The 16,621-nt window shown below is 48.9% G+C and carries 11 protein-coding genes; all 11 read left to right on the top strand.

Annotated features, from left to right (window positions below):
- Nucleotides 1–29 precede the first annotated feature (29 nt).
- The 11 genes from PSI9734_RS02740 (at nt 30) to PSI9734_RS02690 (ending at nt 16,621) form a co-directional block, all read left to right on the top strand.
- Complete coding sequence (locus PSI9734_RS02740; protein WP_173919573.1) at nt 30–1,715, top strand: alanine/glycine:cation symporter family protein; 1,686 nt, start codon at nt 30–32, stop codon at nt 1,713–1,715.
- A 136-nt stretch (nt 1,716–1,851) separates the two neighbouring features.
- Entirely contained in the window at nt 1,852–2,178 is a 327-nt protein-coding gene (locus tag PSI9734_RS02735) for a zinc ribbon domain-containing protein (protein WP_173919572.1), read from the top strand.
- Nucleotides 2,178–2,471 (top strand): YeaC family protein, encoded by a 294-nt coding sequence (locus PSI9734_RS02730; protein WP_173919571.1) that lies wholly within the window; start codon nt 2,178–2,180, stop codon nt 2,469–2,471. Before PSI9734_RS02735 ends, PSI9734_RS02730 begins: the two co-directional genes overlap by 1 nt.
- Nucleotides 2,472–2,957, top strand: a complete 486-nt coding sequence (locus PSI9734_RS02725) for a GAF domain-containing protein (RefSeq protein WP_173919570.1) — start codon at nt 2,472–2,474, stop codon at nt 2,955–2,957.
- Nucleotides 2,950–3,240, top strand: coding sequence for a hypothetical protein (locus PSI9734_RS02720; RefSeq protein WP_173919569.1), 291 nt, complete (start codon nt 2,950–2,952; stop codon nt 3,238–3,240). The genes PSI9734_RS02725 and PSI9734_RS02720 overlap by 8 nt, the downstream gene beginning before the upstream one ends.
- On the top strand, nt 3,233–3,883 hold the full coding sequence (gene proQ, locus PSI9734_RS02715) for an RNA chaperone ProQ (protein WP_173919568.1): 651 nt from the start codon (nt 3,233–3,235) through the stop codon (nt 3,881–3,883). Before PSI9734_RS02720 ends, proQ begins: the two co-directional genes overlap by 8 nt.
- Nucleotides 3,884–3,887: 4 nt before the next feature.
- The gene (gene prc, locus PSI9734_RS02710) at nt 3,888–5,951 is read left to right on the top strand and encodes a carboxy terminal-processing peptidase (RefSeq protein ID WP_246194691.1); all 2,064 of its coding nucleotides are present in this window, start codon (nt 3,888–3,890) and stop codon (nt 5,949–5,951) included.
- A 101-nt stretch (nt 5,952–6,052) separates the two neighbouring features.
- On the top strand, nt 6,053–7,435 hold the full coding sequence (locus PSI9734_RS02705; RefSeq protein WP_173919567.1) for a sodium-dependent transporter: 1,383 nt from the start codon (nt 6,053–6,055) through the stop codon (nt 7,433–7,435).
- Between the two features lie 51 nt (nt 7,436–7,486).
- Nucleotides 7,487–8,962, top strand: coding sequence for a Na+/H+ antiporter NhaC (nhaC, locus tag PSI9734_RS02700; protein WP_173919566.1), 1,476 nt, complete (start codon nt 7,487–7,489; stop codon nt 8,960–8,962).
- A gap of 8 nt (nt 8,963–8,970) precedes the next feature.
- Nucleotides 8,971–11,595 (top strand): aminopeptidase N, encoded by a 2,625-nt coding sequence (gene pepN, locus PSI9734_RS02695; protein WP_173919565.1) that lies wholly within the window; start codon nt 8,971–8,973, stop codon nt 11,593–11,595.
- Between the two features lie 187 nt (nt 11,596–11,782).
- The gene (locus PSI9734_RS02690) at nt 11,783–16,621 is read left to right on the top strand and encodes an NAD-glutamate dehydrogenase (protein WP_173919564.1); all 4,839 of its coding nucleotides are present in this window, start codon (nt 11,783–11,785) and stop codon (nt 16,619–16,621) included.

The raw sequence follows: 16,621 nt of genomic DNA, 5'->3' as shown, positions 1-16,621 counted from the left end.
AACGATAACAAATTCGCAAGGGGGACACCTTGGAAGCGATTAACAACTTTCTTTTAATGCTCGATGGTTATCTGGGCTCAGCAGCATACTTTCCATATATACTGCTGGGTGTAGGTATCTTTTTCACACTCTATTTAGGCTTTCCACAAATTCGTTTTTTCGGTCATGCCTGGAAAGTACTTACGGGGAAATTCGACAAAAAAGGTGCAAAGGGCGATACCAGCCATTTCCAAGCGCTCTCCACGGCGTTATCCGGTACCGTAGGTACAGGTAACATTGGTGGTGTCGCACTGGCTATCTTCCTTGGTGGCCCCGCAGCCTTGTTCTGGATGTGGGTAACGGCATTCCTCGGTATGACAACCAAATTTGTCGAAGTAACCTTATCGCACAAGTACCGTGTACAAACAGAAGACGGCACTATGGCCGGCGGACCGATGTATTACATGGACCGTCGCTTGAACATGAAATGGTTAGCTGTGATTTTCGCAGTGGCCACTATCATCAGTTCATTTGGTACCGGCAACATGCCGCAAATCAATAACATCGCGCAAAGTATGGAAATGAGCTTTGGCGTTGATCCAATGCTTACCGGCGGTATCTTAGCGATTCTGCTGGCGATGGTTATCATCGGTGGTATCAAGCGAATTGCGGCAGTGACATCGAAAATTGTGCCTATTATGGGGCTGCTTTATGTGATCGGTGCCTTTAGCGTTATTTTCTATAACCTTGATCAGATCGGTCCTTCCTTTGCAGCGATCTTTACCGATGCCTTCTCAGGTTCGGCGGCCACAGGCGGCTTCTTAGGTGCCACCTTTGCTTATGCCTTTAACCGCGGTGTTAACCGTGGCTTGTTCTCGAACGAGGCGGGGCAGGGTTCAGCACCTATTGCGCACGCTTCAGCACGTGCTGAAGAGCCTGTCTCTGAAGGGCTAGTGTCGATTCTTGAGCCTTTCATTGACACCATTGTGGTTTGTACCTTAACTGGCCTTGTTATTTTATCGTCTGGTGTGTGGAGTGAGAAGCATGAGAATACCTTCTCACGCACCGACTTAGAGGTCATTGCCGGCAACTACGACGATGCGGTCGAAGCCGACAGAACCAAGCTTTATCATTACCTCAATAGCACCAACGAAAATACCATCGAGAAGTTTACTGGTACTATTACGGTGCGTGACGGCGCTGCGGTCAGCAATGGTTACACCATGTTGCATGCACGCTCTGTCGCTGAAGATGTCCGTTTCATTGTGGCCGGAGAAGACCCTTATACCGGCTCGTTGCGAATTGACAATGGTCGCTTAATGAAAGAAGACATCGTGATTGTTGGGGAAAGCCTCGTGCACTCAGCAGCACTAACTTCAATTGCCTTTAGTAATGGTTTCCTCGGTGATTGGGGTGAGTACATTGTCCCCATCAGCTTGCTAATGTTTGCCTTCTCAACGGCAATTGCTTGGTCTTATTACGGCGACCGCGCAGTGGTTTATTTGTTTGGGCAAAAAGGCGTCATGCCGTATCGCATCATCTATGTAGCAGGGTTCTTTATTGCTTCGTTTGCCGATACTACCTTGGTATGGACCTTGTCGTATGTCGCCATTGTCTTAATGACGCTGCCTAACCTATTAGGCATCATGCTGTTACGGCGTGAAATGAAAGACACGGTAAAAGCCTATTGGCAGGACTTTGATGCCGAGCAGAGTAAGAGTAAGGACGAAAACTAGTTCTTTGTTTTCATCTACGACTGCTAGAACCCGCGCTTTGTCGCGGGTTCTTTTTTGCCTGAGCGCCCCTCGGCGCTTGAAATTAGCGCTGAAACCCTTATATTGCTTAGTTCGAAGTAGGTAATTAGAGGACATCATGGCGCTCATTCAATGCCCCTCATGTAATAAACGAATTTCCGATAAGGCAAAGACCTGTTCTCATTGTGATTTTGTGCTCGCTGGCCGCTCTAGTGAAGACCTGCAGCGCGAGCAGGCGCGTGCTGTTCAACGCCGCAAAGACAAGCTCTTAAGTCAGTCAATGTTGGCATTACTCATTGCGATAGCGGCGTTTGCTTATACCTTTCTTGAACAACCGCACCCTGATGCTTGGCAAGCCCAAGTAAGTTACGGGTTAATCGTGGTGGGTTTAGTTTGGTTCGTTATTAACCGTGTGCGTATCGTCTTTTTGAAGCGAGGTCGTTAATGCAGTTTGAAGACTTACTGGCAAGTATCTCGCCAGAAACCTATGAGCGCTTGGTGCAAGCTGTTGAAACCGGCCGATGGCCTGATGGTGTAGCGCTTACCGAGGCTCAGAAAGAACATACCATTCAATTGGTAATGGCCTACCAAGCAAATTACTGTCCATCAGAAGAGCCTTTTCGCGTAGGTGCCGACGGCTTGTTGGTAACTCAAAGTAAACGGAAAATGCGTGAACAACTGCAGCGCTCAGAGCAGAGCATTGCCACCTTTCCATTAACCGCCGATGAGTCAAAATAAATGACAATGATGGATTACGATTTATTAATTTCACAAGCCCAAGCAATTACTGCAGACGAGCCCGACCTCATCGCTAACTTGAGCAACCTGTCAGCCTTAGTATTTGATCAGCTTGATGATGTCAATTGGGTTGGATTTTACCTAACCCGCGAACCAGACACGTTGGTTTTAGGCCCATTTCAGGGTAAGGTTGCTTGCTTACGTATTCCGTTTGGCAAAGGTGTCTGCGGGGCTGCGGCAAGTAGTCTAGAAACCCAGTTGGTGGAAGATGTCCATGCCTTTCCAAGCCATATCGCCTGTGATAGCGCGTCGAATGCTGAAGTTGTGGTGCCCTTGACCGTTCATCAGCGTGTGGTTGGTGTGTTTGACCTTGATAGTCCAACGGTTGGTCGTTTTACACAGCACGATGCCGATGGCCTTAGTAAACTTGGTAGATTCATCGAAACGCTCAACTGGAACCAACTAAACGGATCGCAGAATGTATAGTGAATTTGATGTCTATGCTTACTTAGTTAGTGTGCAAGACATGGTTTTTTTTGATGACGATGCGGAAGTTGCTGTCGATCAGATGAATGAACTATTACACTATATCGGTAGCTATCGCGAAGAAGATGATAACTTAGACGTATTGGAAGAAGTCGTTCGCCGTACACTTTTTGAATGGATTGAAAACCCTGACTTGCTGGGCCTCGAAAGTGATGAAATGCAGGCGTATATTTTAGAACAGCTAGCTGACGCCCGTCAGCAGGAATTTGACGAACATGAGTGAAGTAAAAAAATTGAGTAATAATAAAGAGGTTATTGGGTATCTTGCGGAGAAGTTTCCGGCCTGTTTTTCACTCGAAGGCGATGCCAAGCCCCTTAAAATTGGTATCTTTGAAGATCTTGCGAAGCAGCTTGAAGACGACGAAGCGCTAAGCAAAACTCGGCTGCGTACTGCGTTGCGCCACTATACCAATAGCTGGCGTTACCTGCGCGCAATGAAAAAAGGCGCAGAGCGCGTTGATTTAAACGGCGAAGCCGTGAGCACCGTGGATGAAGAGCAACAAACCCACGCTGCGGAAGCATTAGCGCAATCGAAGGCGGCTGCGGCGGAACGCAAAAAGGCAGCGGCACCATCTGCTCCGCGCGCCAACGCGCGTCGCGCAAAAGTGCCTGGCAAAGCCGAAGGCGCGAAAGCTAGTCACAAGCCGGCCCGTAAAAAGCCCGCCAAGAAGCCTGCACAGCCAAAACTTCAGGCCGCTGATAGCGCCAGTTTGCAAGCTGGACAAAAAGTACAAGTTAAAGCCGGAAAACAGCCGGTCGCCGGAGAAGTCGTTGAGATCGACCGAAACGATGTAGTGGTGCAACTTCATAACGGCTTAACGGTCAAAGTTGCAGTAGAAGCTATATTTTTGGCACAGCAGGAGTAAATAGATGCCTAAGGTAACGATGAAGAAATTAGCGCTAGCTGTTGCGTTGCAACTGGGTGTAGTGTCTGCGGCGGTAGCCGTACCACCGGCCCACCAACTGGAAGATTTACCGAAGTTAAGCCAACAGGAACAACACAGTGTGGTAAGCCAGCGCGTGACCACTTATTTCACTCGTTACCATTTCAAAAATATGGAGTTGGACAACGCGCTTTCAGAGCAAATTCTTGATCGTTACTTAGAGATGCTCGATTACAACAAAATGTTTTTGCTGCGTTCAGACATTGAACAAGCCAGTGAATACAAACACCTGTTCGACGACATGATTCATTCGGGAAAATTAAGCCCCGCTTATTCGTTGTTTGAGCAAGCTCTTAAGCGTAACTACCAGCGTTATGAATACGCGTTAGGCCTACTCGATAAAGAACAACCTTTTGATTTTACGGTTGAGTCAGATCGTTACCATTACGATCGCGAAGATGCCCAATGGGCAACTACAACCGAAGAATTGGATGAATTATGGCGTCAACGTGTCAAGTACGACGCCTTAAACCTAACAATGACCGGGAAAGAATGGCCCGACGTTGTCGAAACACTGGAAAAACGCTACAACAATGCGCTTAAGCGATTGACCCAAACCAACAGTGAAGATGTATTTCAAACGGTCATGAACGCATTCGCGCGTAGCGTTGAAGCACATACAAGTTACCTTTCACCAGCCAATGCAGAACGCTTCGAGCAGAATATGAATTTATCGCTTGAGGGCATTGGTGCGGTGCTGCAATCAGAGTTTGATTACACGGTTATTCGTAGTTTAGTGCCGGGCGGTCCAGCAGATAAATCCGGCGCAGTTGCCCCAGAAGATAAAATTGTCGCTGTTGCCCAGGGCGATGACGAAGATGCCGAGTTTGTCGATATCGTCGGTTGGCGCCTTGATGAAGTGGTCGAACTGATTAAGGGACCTAAAGGTACAACTGTCCAATTACAAGTACTGAAAGCGAATCAAGCTGCAGGTGCGAAACCGTCAGAGATTTCTATTGTTCGCGACGAAGTGAAGCTTGAAGATCGCGCCGCAAAGGTTGAAATCAAGACCATGGAAGAGGGCCCTTACGCGGGTCGAAGCATGGGGGTCATTACCATTCCGAGCTTTTATCACAAGCTAAGTGATGACGTAAAAAAACTGATCCAAGAAGTGACTGAAGCCGACGCTGAAGGCGTGATTATTGATCTTCGTGGTAACGGCGGTGGTTCTTTACAGGAATCAATTGCACTCACCGGCCTGTTTATTGACGAAGGCCCAGTGGTGCAAGTGACCGACGGCAGTGGTCGACGTGAAGTGAATGGCGACCGTGATGGTGAAACCTTCTATGGCGGCCCGCTGGTGGTGATGGTTGACCGTTACAGTGCGTCGGCATCGGAAATTTTCGCAGCAGCACTGCAGGATTACGAACGTGCGTTAATTGTTGGTGAAAATACCTATGGTAAAGGAACCGTGCAACAACACCGTGGTTTGCAGCGCCGCTTTGACTTTTTCGATGAACCACTTGGTAGCGTGCAGTACACAATTGCTAAGTTCTACCGCATTAATGGTGGTAGTACACAGATGAAAGGCGTACGCCCTGATGTTGCGTTTCCAACCGTGACAGACCCGGAGACCTTTGGCGAAAGCAGTCAAGAGAATGCGCTACCATGGGACAAAATTGACACCGCAGACTATCGTAATCTGGAGTTCATTTCTGCTAACAAACTTGCAGAATTGAACGCATTGAAAGCGAAAAACGTGAAGCAAAACCCTGAGTTCAAGTATGTTCTGGAAGACGCTGAAAAATACCAGCAAGAAAAAGACAAAACGTGGGTGAGCTTGGTGCTAGCCGAGCGTGAAGCTGAAGATCAGGCGAACGAAGATAAAGCCTTGGCCCGTACCAACGAGCGGCTTGTTCGCGCCGGCTTTGAAGCGGTCGATAGTCTCGACGACGTTCCAGAGGAGTTTGAATTACCTGACCCTTACTTGAACGAAACTTTGGTATTAAGCTTTGAGCTCATTGATACGATGAAACTTGCCATGCATTAAGTATGGCTTGCTCACCCCAAAAGCCGCCCCAGGCGGCTTTTTTATAGACTAAGCAAAACCTGATAAATTAAAACAATAATAACATTACGGATTAAAAGGTTATGACACGTCCTAAATTGATTGCCAGCCGCTGGTCGAGCCGCATGGCGTTTATTCTCGCTTCAACGGCCGCTGCGGTTGGCTTGGGCAATATCTGGAAATTTCCGTATATCACGGGTGAAAATGGTGGTGGGGCCTTTGTCTTGGTCTATCTGCTGTGCATTGCGGTGATCGGTATTCCGGTGATGATCGCAGAGATCGTTATTGGTCGCCGCGGTCGCCATAGCCCAGGTATTGCTGCCAGAGAAGTCGCCAAAGAGTCGTGCCGTAGTGGCGCTTGGCAAATCACCGGCTGGTTAGGCATGGCCACCGGCTTTCTCGTATTAAGTTTTTATGCGGTGATCGCGGGGTGGGCCGCTGCTTATGTTTATGAAGCTGCATCCGGGGCCTTTGCCGGTAAGTCGGTGGCACAAATCAGCGGCATTTTCGATACCCTGGTGAGCTCATCACTGCGCCTGTCTATTTGGCACGCCGTGGTACTCACATTGGTCGCGTTGGTGGTCGGGAAAGGTCTGAAAGATGGTCTCGAACGCACGGTGCGCTGGATGCTGCCGATCATGGTCGCCTTGTTGGTTATCATTGCCCTTTATGCGGCATCAATAGGTGACTTTAGTGGTGCAATTGAGTTTATGTTTGCGCCAAACTTTAGTGACCTTACCATTAATGGTGTATTGCTTGCGTTAGGGCATGCGTTTTTCTCGCTAGGCTTAGCCTCGGGTGTGGTCATCATGTACGGTGCTTATTTGCCGCGTGAAACGTCAATTGTACAAACCACATTATGGGTGGCGTTAGCAGATACCGCAGTGGCGCTCCTTGCTGGTTTAGCCATATTCCCCATCGTGTTTGGTAGTAACCTAGTTCCAGAGGCAGGGCCGGGACTCATCTTTAAAACCCTACCTATTGCTTTTAGCAGTATGCCTGGAGGAGTTCTCGTTGGCACTGGTTTCTTTGTGATGCTGGTGATTGCTGCATTTACTTCAGCTATTGCAATGATAGAGTCAGCCGTGGCATTTATCGAAGAGAAGTTTGATTGGGGCCGCTGGCCGGCCACTTTGACTGCCGTTGGTGCGTTGTGGTTATTGGGGCAAGTGACGATTTACTCATTTGCGGGTGCGCCTTGGACACAAATCGATGTGCAAGTGCCAGGTAAGTCGTTGGCTAGTTGGTTTGATGTCATCGATTACGCCACAGGCTCGGTGCTGCTGCCGTTAGGTGGCTTGTTGCTGGCATTGTTTAGCGGTTGGGTTATGGCTCGTTCAGCAAGCCAAGACGAGCTCGACACGCGTCCGGCGATTTTCCGGTTCTGGTTGCTGATGGTACGTTGGGTTGCACCAGCGATCATTACAATTATTTTCCTTCAGCTGATCGGCGTTATTAACTTTTAAAAAGGTTAATAGCGTAGTGCTGACATAATTTAAAAGACATTAGAGACAACTATGCGAAATCAATCACTTTCGGCTTTTAAAGAGCCAACCTTGTGGCAGGCAGCATTACCCTTACTGGTGCTTATTTGTGCACTTGCGGGCTCGGTGTATTTATTTGGCGAAGACTCTTCGTATGGTCCCAATCAGATCGCACTTTGGTGCGCAGCTGGCGTCGCTATTATCATTGGCTTTATCAATAATTACAGTTGGGAAGACATTGAAGAGGGCATCAAAGAAGGGATCTCAGTCGCACTTGGGGCACTGTTAATCATTCTAGCCGTCGGGTCATTGATCGGAACCTGGTTACTTTCAGGAACGGTGCCGACGATGATCTACTATGGTCTAGAACTGCTAAATCCTGGCTGGTTTTACGCTGCAAGTGCTCTTATCTGCGGTATTATTGCGTTAGCCATTGGTAGTTCGTGGACAACTGCCGCGACCATCGGTGTTGCACTAATGGGCGTGGCCGCTGGTATGGGGCTGTCGCCAGCGATTACCGCAGGTGCAGTTGTTTCTGGTGCCTATTTCGGTGACAAAATGTCACCTTTATCTGATACCACTAACTTAGCACCGGCGGTAGCAGGTACCGAGCTATTCGCCCATATTCGCTACATGGCTTACACCGCAGGCCCAGCTTATTTAATTACGTTGATCATCTTTTTCTTCTTAGGCTTAAATGTTGAGGCCACTGCCAGCGCGTTACAGCTTGAAACCATGCAACTTGAACTCACCAACGCCTATAACATTGGTTGGGAAATGCTGGTTCCGCTTGCGGTTCTGCTGTACTTAGCTGCCACTCGCAAACCGGCACTACCCACGGTGTTTTTTGGCGCGCTATTAGGTGGTGTATGGGCGGTACTCTTCCAACCTGAGCTGATTACGCAACTGGCGGGTGATGATTCTGCGGTCGGTAGCCTAAAAGTTGTTTGGCTGGCACTCACCGACGGAGTAACCGTTGAAACAGGAAGCGAACAATTAGATTCATTACTTAGCGGCGGCGGTATGTCGAGTATGCTCAATACCGTCTGGTTGATTTTGAGTGCGATGGCCTTTGGTGCCGTGGTAGAAAAAATTGGTTTATTACAACGCTTGATCTCTGGCGTGCTGGGTTTTGCAAAATCCACCGGTAACTTGATCACAGCGACATTATTTACCTGTTTTGGTGCAAACGTATTAACCGCTGATCAATACATGGCGATTGTTATTCCAGGGCGGATGTTCCGCGAAGAGTACGAAAAACGTGGCCTAGATGCGCGTGTGCTATCGCGTACCTTGGAAGACAGCGGCACCTTAACATCCGCGCTAATACCGTGGAACACCTGTGGTGCCTTTATGATGGGTACCCTTGCTATTAGCCCACTTGAATACGCACCTTTCGCATTCTTTAACTGGTTAACACCGTTAATTGCGATCTTCTACGGTTACACAGGAATCCGCATCCTGCGCCGTGACACCCCGAATCATTCACCGGAAAACGCGAGTAGTTAAGAGTCGTTATGTCGAATAAAACAGCTAAATACCGGAGCGATTATCGCGCTCCGGCTTTTTCTATTGAACGGGTTAACCTGACCATCGAACTTGATGATGTGGCAACCCTTGTACGTTCAAAAATGCGACTTTCACGTCGTACGAGTGGGGCACTTACCTTAGATGGTGAACAGCTAAAATTGGTCTCTGTGCAACTTAATGGTGAAACCCTCGATGCGGATGCTTATACCGTCACCGACAAAAGCTTGACCATTGACAAGGTGCCAGATCAGTTTGAGTTAGAAATTGTTACGGAACTTGATCCTAGCGCCAATAGCGCGCTTGAAGGCCTGTATAAATCCGGTGGCGCGTTTTGCACTCAGTGTGAAGCCGAAGGTTTCCGGCGAATTACCTATTACCTTGATCGCCCCGATGTGTTGGCTGTGTTTACCACCACTGTTATCGCCGAACGTGAGCGCTTCCCGTACTTGTTAAGTAATGGCAACCTTGAGTCTACAGGTGAGCTAGAGCAGGGCCGGCACTATGCGACGTGGCATGATCCTCATCCAAAACCGGCGTACCTGTTTGCGCTGGTCGCAGGCGATTTCGATCGTTTAGAAGATCACTATGTGACAACTGAAGGGCGCAATGTGCGACTCGAGCTGTTCGTTGATAAGGGTAACCTAGCACGCGGTCATTACGCGATGGCCTCCTTGAAACGTGCCATGCAATGGGATGAGGAGCGCTTTGGTCTTGCTTACGACCTAGATCGCTACATGGTCGTAGCCGTCGACTTCTTCAATATGGGAGCGATGGAGAACAAAGGGCTTAATATTTTCAACTCGAAATATGTTTTGGCCGAGCCAGCTAGTGCGACGGATTGGGATTATGTCCATGTCGAGTCGGTGATAGGGCACGAGTACTTTCACAATTGGACGGGCAACCGAATTACCTGTCGTGACTGGTTTCAGTTAAGTTTAAAAGAAGGCCTTACGGTATTCCGTGATCAGGAGTTTAGCTCTGACTTAGGTTCTCGTGCGGTCCATCGCATCGACGCCATTCGTGTCATGCGCAGCTTCCAGTTTAACGAAGATGCGGGCCCCATGGCGCATCCTATTCGTCCTGATAAAGTTATTGAGATGAATAACTTTTACACGGTTACCGTGTATAACAAGGGTGCGGAAGTCATTCGTATGTTGCATACCCTGTTAGGCGAGCACAAGTTTCAACTGGGAATGCAACTGTATCGTAAGCGCCATGACGGCCAAGCGGTCACCTGCGAAGACTTTATCGCGGCCATGGAAGATGCAAATCAGTTTGACCTAAGCCTGTTCCGTCGTTGGTACAGCCAAGCAGGTACACCAGAAGTGGCCATTTCACAAAGCTATGATGCCGCTACCGGTGAATTGCATATTAAACTGCACCAGCAGACGCCAGCCACGCCAGAACAATCGACGAAACAGCCAGTGGTGGTACCGCTGTTGTTTAGTGCTTATAACCAAGCCGGTGAGCGCGTACAACTAAAGGGTGCGTCACAGGTACAACAGCATGAGTCAGGTAGCCAGTTGGTCGTGCTAGACAGCGAAACACTGCAGCTGACCTTTAACGATGTCGAACAAGAGCCCGTGATCGCTTGGTTAGAAAACTTTAGCGCACCAGTGAAACTGCAGACACAACTGACAACACAAGATCTTGAGTTGCTGTTAGGCCATGCTGAACAAGAGGTCACTCGCTGGGAAGCAGCGCAGCAAATTTATCTCGCGGCCCTACGAGAGTCGGTGGCACAGCAACAACCTGCCGTTCTGTCGGCGAGTCAAATAGACGCCTTGCGTGCGGTTCTTGAAGCACCTTTAGATAACGGACTTAAGGCACTTATTTTTGCGCTACCTAGTGCCGAAGAGCTACTCGAGTATTATCCGCAACAGGCGCCGCTTGCAGCTATCGAGCAGGCGGTAGATAGTCTCGCACAAGCTGTTGCGAAAGCCTTAGCGAGCGAATTCAACCGTTGTTTTGAAGCACTCGAGGCGCGCGCCGATGATCTCTCAAATAAGGCTATGGCCGATCGTGCACTGCGCCAAAAATGTCTCTATTTCCTAGCACTTGCCAAGCCACATCAGTTCAATGAAGTTGTTGAGCAGCAGGCGCTGATCCAGGGAAATATGACATTGCAACAGGGCGCATTGGAAATAGCCGTGCAACATCAACTGCCATGCCAAGCACGTGTGCTAGCTGAATTTGAAGCACAATGGCAGGATACGCCTTTGGTCATGGACAAATGGTTTGCCGCGCAAGCAAACGCGCGTCATCCAGACACCGTCGACAAAGTAGCGAAATTACTCGAGCACTCTAAGTTTTCTTTGCGAAATCCGAACCGAGTGTACGCTTTACTTGCCAGCTTTAGCCGTAATAGCCTGCGATTCCATCAAGCCGATGGCGCTGGTTACCGATTGTTGCTGGGCATAATTAAGCAACTGAACACTTTAAACCCGCAGGTGGCATCTCGCTTGATCACGCCATTTATGCAGTGGCGTCGGTTCGATACAAGTCGCCAAGAAATGTTGCAGGACTGCCTGTTACAGCTACAACAGGTTGAGAACTTAGCCCCTGATCTTGAAGAAAAAATTGCCAGTGCGCTGGCGTCGGATGATACCTAATTGCAATAAACATGCATACGCCCATCATAATCATGTTCAGGCCGCGTCAGCCGTGGTCTGAACACTCTTTTTTCCACTTAATAAACATTGAATAGCTTAGGTAAATGTCCGACAATAGAGGTTATCGCAGTTTTTGCTAAAAAAACTAACCAGCGTTCTACCGTACAAAGTTATAAGGATACTTAGTATGAACTCCGTTGGCGACAGCCAGACTCCCGTTATACTGCAGAAGGTGGCCGGACTCATTCAGCAAAGAGCGACCGACCGCGCTGATATCATTCAAGACTTCGCCCTCCGTATGTTCCGCAACGTCGCCCCCGACGAACTCGCACAACGCAACGACAGTGACCTCTACGGCGCAATTATGGGGCTCTGGCACAGCTTCAACGAATATGAATCTGGTGACAAAGCACTAATCAAAGTTTATAACCCAGAAGTGGCCCGCCACGGCTGGGAATCGGCACACACCATTATCGAGATCATTCAAAGTGACATGCCCTTTATGGTCGACTCGATTCGTATGGCGTTGTCTCGTTTAGGTATTAACTCTCACTTGTTATTACACCTTCCTCTCAGCCACGAACGCGATAACGAGCATCGCATTACCAAGCTCCTTAAAGCGGGTACGCGCGGCGATAACGAAGTAGATACAGTGTTCCTGATTGAGATCGACCGACAGACCAGCAAAGACGCTATTGCCCAACTGAAACGCGAATTAGCATCGGTGATGGACGATGTCACAGCATCGGTTTCTGACTGGCAACCGATGCGTGAACGGCTCGAAACCATCGCCAAAGAACTGGGAGATATTAACTATCCTGGAGATGCGTGTGAACTAAAAGAAGCGCAACGTTTCTTGCAGTGGCTATCGCAAGACAACTTTACCTTGATGGGTTATCGACGCTACGACCTCGAAGCTGTTGAAGGCGATCACCTTATTCGGCAGCAGAGCGACTCGAGTCTTGGCCTGATGCGTAAGTCAGCAACCAATAAAGAGCGCTTGGTGTCATCATTGCCAGAGGTGGCTCGCGAACTGACATTTGATAACACCTTGCTGCTGGTAACGAAAACCAACTCAAAATCACGGGTCCACCGACCTGCGTACTGTGACTATATTGGTGTTAAACGCTTTGATAAGAACGGCAAAGTGATCGGCGAAGATCGCTTTATCGGGCTGTATTCAAGCAGCTTTTACAACAACAGTGCGCGCGATGTGCCGTTAGTGGGAGAAAAAGTAAAGCGCGTCATGGACGCTTCCGGCTTTGCGCCGAACTCGCACGCTGCCAAGGCACTGCTGAATATTTTGGAAACCTACCCTCGCGATGAAGTGGTACAGGCCGGCGAAGACGATCTGTTAGACGTTGGTTTAGGCGTGCTACAGATGCAAGAACGTGACATGACGCGACTATTTGTCCGCCGCGATATTTTCGGCCGATTTGCATCTTGCATGGTTTACGTGCCGAAGGAGCGATACAACACCTTACTTCGTCAGCGCACGCAAGCGATTTTAGCAGCAAGACTGCAGAGCAAATACGATGTGGAATTCACCACATACTTTTCTGAATCATCTCTGGCGCGAACGCACTATACCGTGCGCGTCGGTGATCAGGCACAGGATATTAACGTGAAAGAGTTGGAACAAGATCTAGTTGAAGCCGCACGGACATGGGAAGACAACTTCGAGCGCATTCTGCGTAGTACTTTTGGTGAATCAAAAGCAAATGCGTTAAACAAAAAATACGCGAATGCTTTCCCGCGCGCTTATAAAGAAGAAGTTTTACCGTCTGTTGCCATCGCCGATATTCAACAGCTTGAAGCTTTAGACAAAGATCACAAGCTTGGCATGCTGTTTTATCGCTCGCGCGAAGAAGATGAGCATAGCAAGCGTATTCGCTTGAAGCTGTTCCACAAAGATGAGCCTATTCACCTTTCGGACGTATTGCCGATGTTAGAGAACTTCGGTCTGCGCATTATCGGTGAAAGCCCTTATCAAATTAAAGCCACCAACGGTGATGTGTACTGGGTGCTTGATTTCCAAATGTTGCATAGCAACACGAAGTTGGATCTTGAAGCCAGCCGCGACGTTTTTCAGGATGCCTTTGCCCATACATGGAAAGGTCATTACGAGAATGATGGTTTTAACCGCTTAGTTTTAAGCGCAGGCTTAACTGGCCGCCAAGTTACTATTTTGCGCATGTTTGCTAAATACATGCGACAAATCGGTACCACCTTTAGCCAAAGTTACATCGAAGGAACATTCAGTAACTATCCGGTTATCGCGACCTTAATTGTTAAGTTGTTCTACAGTAAGTTTGAGCCAGGCACGAAGAGCCGTGAGAAGAAAATCGAAGCGCTGGAAACGCGTATTACCAGTGAGCTCGATAACGTTGCAAACTTAGACGACGACCGCATTTTCCGTCGCTACGTAGAGCTTATTCTTGCGGCGCAGCGTACAAACTTCTTCCAAAACGACGAACAAGGTAACGAAAAACCTTATATTTCAGTCAAGTTCATGCCTGAATTCGTACCTGAGATGCCATTGCCGCTGCCCAAGTATGAGATCTTCGTTTATTCACCGCGGGTTGAAGGTGTTCACTTGCGTGGCGGTAAAGTTGCGCGCGGTGGGCTACGTTGGTCAGATCGTCGTGAAGACTTCCGTACCGAAGTATTAGGCCTGGTGAAAGCCCAGCAAGTTAAAAATACCGTGATTGTTCCTGTCGGTGCGAAGGGTGGCTTTTACTGTAAAGATCTGCCAACCGAACGCGAAGCTTTCTTCGAGGAAGGGAAGGCCTGCTACCGAACCTTTATCCGTGCACTGTTAGATATCACCGATAACATTGTCGGTGGCGAAGTAGTGCCTCCAGTAGATGTAGTGCGTCACGACGAGGACGATACCTATCTAGTGGTTGCCGCAGATAAAGGCACCGCAACCTTCTCTGATATTGCCAACGGCATTTCAGCGGATTATAACTTCTGGCTCGGCGATGCCTTTGCCTCCGGTGGTTCGGTAGGTTATGACCACAAGAAAATGGGCATTACCGCCCGTGGCGCATGGGAATCTGTTAAACGCCACTTCCGTGAACTAGGTATCGACTGTCAGTCCACTGATTTTACCGCTGTGGGTGTCGGTGATATGGCCGGTGACGTTTTTGGTAACGGTATGTTGTTATCGAAGCACACACGCTTAGTTGCCGCATTCAACCATATGCATATCTTTATTGACCCTGAGCCAGATGCGAAGAAAACTTATGCTGAGCGCGAACGGTTATTTAAACTACCTCGTTCGGCTTGGTCAGACTTCGACAGCTCACTGATCTCCAAAGGTGGTGGGGTGTTCTCTCGGAGCTCTAAAGCGATTGAGCTTAGCCCAGAGATGAAGAAGCTATTTAATACCCAAAAGAAATCGATGACACCAACCGAAATGATCCGGTGCGTATTAACGCTACCTGTGGATCTCCTCTGGAACGGTGGTATCGGTACCTACGTGAAGTCGGAAAAAGAAAGCGACAGTGATGTCGGTGATCGCGCCAACGATAGCGTTCGCGTGAATGGCGGTGAGCTACAAACCAAAATTGTGGGCGAGGGCGGTAACTTAGGTTTCACGCAATTAGGCCGTATCGAATATGCTCGCACTGGCGGTCGTATCAACACCGATGCGATGGATAACGTGGGTGGCGTCGACTGTTCTGACACCGAAGTTAATATTAAAATCCTCTTGAACGGATTGGTGGCCGACGGCGAATTAACTCGCAAACAGCGTGACAAATTATTGTTCGATATGACCGATGAGGTTTCTCAAATCGTACTCAAAGACTGTCACCGCCAGTCTCAATCGGTATCTGTGACTGCACTGCGCGGGGCAGACCAGGTAAAAGAGCTACAACGCTTCATACACCACCTTGAGCGCGAAGGTCAGCTGAACCGTAGCCTGGAGTTTCTACCTGATGACGATGAGTTAGCAGAACGCCAAGCCAATGGGGTTGGCTTCACGCGACCGGAGCTGGCAGTCATTACCGCCTACGGCAAAATGGTGCTAAAAGAAGATTTACTCGACGAAGCCATTATGGCCGACCCGTTCCATGCACGCTCGTTGACGAACGCGTTTCCAAAACCGTTACATGAACCCTATGCGGACGCTTTAGATGCGCACCCATTGCGCGGGCAAATTATTGCAACACGCCTAGCGAATAACATCGTCAACGATATGGGGCCAAACTTTGTCTTCCGTAAGATGGATGCAACCGGCTCGACCGCTGCAGAAGTGGCTTCTGCCTATGTTGTCGCCCGTGAGTGCTTTAACCTGCGTGGCTTAATGGAGCAAATTGAAGCTGGCAATAATAAGATCCCGGCGGATATTCAGAACCATATGTTATTTCAACTACGCCGTGTTGTGCGCCGTGCAACGCGTTGGTTCTTGCGCCACCGGAAGCCAGAATTGGCGACCATTCAGCAGCGTCTCGACTTTTACCAAAGCTCATTCAATGACTTACGTAAGAACGTGTTGGATTACTTGGTTCCAGAAGAACGTGAAGGCATTGAAAAGGAAATCGAACGACTCACCAAGGCGGGAGCCCCAGCGAAACTGGCGCAGCAAATTGGTACCTTGTCGACGGTATTCTCGGCGCTCGATATTGCCGACATTGTTCATGAAACAAATCGCAAGGTGAATAGTGTTGCATTAGCCTATTTCCATCTTGGTGCGCGTGTCTCATTGCACTGGTTCCTTGAGCAAATTAATACGCAACCGGTGGATAATCATTGGCAGGCGTTGGCTCGTGCTGCATTCCGGGAAGAGCTTGATTGGCAGCAACGTTCACTGACCATGAGTATGCTCAAAAGTGGTGATGCTAAAGCGCAAGGCCTTGATGTGCTCGACCAATGGATGGACGAAAACCAAGTCTTTGTCGACCGCTGGTTGCACATGTTGTCGGATTTCCGTACCAACAAGAGCCACGAATTTGCTAAGTTCTCGGTCGCTTTGCGCGAACTGATGTTACTCAACCACAACTGCGTAACGGTGGCTTAG

Origin of the sequence: Pseudidiomarina piscicola (assembly GCF_902806985.1) — a bacterium.
GTDB classification, from domain to species: Bacteria; Pseudomonadota; Gammaproteobacteria; order Enterobacterales; family Alteromonadaceae; genus Pseudidiomarina; species Pseudidiomarina piscicola.
Note: the sequence above shows the minus strand (reverse complement) of the source record. Positions and strands in the feature narration are given on the sequence as shown.